3 protein-coding genes are annotated in these 1,862 nt (G+C 68.7%); all 3 read right to left on the reverse strand.

The genetic code is table 11. The features are described 5' to 3' along the window. Nucleotides 1-48: 48 nt before the first annotated feature. Nucleotides 49-660 (reverse strand): LysE family translocator, encoded by a 612-nt coding sequence (locus AC1DU6_RS29560; RefSeq protein ID WP_457325717.1) that lies wholly within the window; start codon nucleotides 658-660, stop codon nucleotides 49-51. A gap of 64 nt (nucleotides 661-724) precedes the next feature. Then, complete coding sequence (locus AC1DU6_RS29565; protein WP_477861569.1) at nucleotides 725-1,510, reverse strand: AraC family ligand binding domain-containing protein; 786 nt, start codon at nucleotides 1,508-1,510, stop codon at nucleotides 725-727. 98 nt (nucleotides 1,511-1,608) lie between these two features. Continuing rightward, nucleotides 1,609-1,862 (reverse strand): diacylglycerol kinase (locus tag AC1DU6_RS29570; RefSeq protein WP_477861571.1); only part of this gene is annotated, 254 nt, incomplete at its 5' end.

Raw genomic sequence — 1,862 nt, forward strand, 5'->3', positions numbered from 1 at the left:
GCAGTCCAGCATAGCGGCCTGGCGCGCCGGGCGCCATGCGGTGGCACCTCAGCGCTGCGTCAGCGCGAGCTTGATGCCCAGGGCCACGAAGGTCGCCGCAAAACTCCGCCGCAGCCAGGCCATCACCGTCCGGCTGCCCAGGACCTGCTCGCGCATGCGCGCCGCGAAGGCGCCGTAGAGCGCAAAGACCGCAAAGGTCATGGCCATGAAGATGGCCGACAGCTGCAGCATCGCCAGCGTCGGCGCCGCCTCGTCCTGGGCGATGAACTGCGGCAGGAAAGCCAGGAAGAACATCGAGAGTTTGGGGTTGAGCAGGTTCACGAGCACGGCGTGCTGAATGACCTCCCAATCCGAGCGCTTGGCGCCATCGGCCTCGATCTTCAGCACCCCCTGCTCGCGCCAGGTCATCCAGGCGATGTAGAGCAGATAGCCCACGCCCGCGAACTTCACGGCCTCGAAGGCCAGGCTGCTGGCATGCAGCAGCGCCGCCAGGCCCGTGACGGCCGCCAGCATGTGGGGCACGACGCCCAGCGTGCAGCCCAAGGCCGCAATGACGGCCGTGCGCGCGCCGCGCGACAAGCCGGCGGCCACGGTCACGGCCGCGCCGGTACCGGGGGAGGCGACGACGAGCAGGGACACGGTCAGGAATTCGATGTTCATGGGGCGCTCCTTGGTGGAGGCGCCATGCTGCGGCGGATGCCGCCGGCGGGTCTTGAACGAAATTTCAGCGGCTGCGCGCCAACACCCCGGGCGTCAAGCCGAAGTTGCGCACAAAGCAGCGCGTCATATGGCTTTGGTCCGCGAATCCGCTGGCCGCGGCGGCCTCTGCCAGCGACAGGCCTTGGCGCACCAGCCGGCGCGCGCGCTGTACGCGGCGCTGCAGCAGGTAGGCGTGCGGTGGCAGGCCGGTCAGGCGCGTGAAGGCGCGCAGGAACTGGTAGCGGCTCATCGCCGCATCGGTGGCCAAGCCTGATAGCGTCAGTTCGGCAGCGGGATCGTCGTCAATGCGCTCGCGCGCGGCGGTGACACCGGCGCTCACGGCGGGGCGCTCTACCGACGAGGGCTTGAAAAGCCGCGCGGTCAGTGTCAGCAGTTCGGCGTCGAAGTGCAACGCGTCGTCCGTGGTGACCGCGTCGAACAGGGCGCGAAAGCGTGCCGTCATGAGGGCATCACGAATGACGGGCGCCTTGAACTCAAACGATGAACCAGGCGCGATGTCCGCTGCCGCATCCAGCAGCCGGGCCGGATCGACATAGAGCATGCGCCAGCACCGCCCGCTCGCATCAAAAGGCGTGCCGTCGTGCACCTCGCCCGGGTTAACCGTGATCAGGTCGCCCGCGCGGGCCTCGACGACACCGCGCCCGCTGGCCGATTTCTGCGCGCCTCGCTCGATGAGGCCAATGCCGAACTCGTCATGCGTGTGGCGGCCGAAGGCCAATGCCGAGTCGGCCACGACCACCTCGACGCCGTCGACGTGGCTGGGGATCAGCTTGAAACCGCGGGCCTGCATGGCCCGACTGTGGCATGTCGGTGCCGCCCGGCCGTCCGAAGGCGCTGACGCGCCCCCTCGGGGGGCAGCTCATGAAATGAGCGTGGGGCTGCGTTGCCTCAGCGCAGGTGCTGCCAGACGGCGGCGGCCCAGATGCCGCCAGCGAGCACCAGCGCCATCAGCACGGCGGCGCTGGCAATGTCCTTGGCGCGCTTGGACAGTTCATGCCGCTCGAAGGACACACGGTCCACGACCGCTTCAATGGCGGAGTTCAGCAACTCGACGATGAGCAGCAGCAGCAGCGAGCCCAGCAGCAGCGCCGCTTGCTCCCAGGTGTTGGCCAACCAGAACGCCAGCGGCGCGGCAATGATGC

Source organism: Roseateles sp. P5_B10, from assembly GCF_056400485.1.

Excerpts from the sequence above, each read along its gene's own strand:
- AC1DU6_RS29565 (WP_477861569.1), bottom strand. The coding sequence starts at position 1,510 with ATGCAGGCCCGCGGTTTCAAGCTGATCCCCAGCCACGTCGACGGCGTC.
- AC1DU6_RS29560 (WP_457325717.1), bottom strand. The coding sequence starts at position 660 with ATGAACATCGAATTCCTGACCGTGTCCCTGCTCGTCGTCGCCTCCCCC.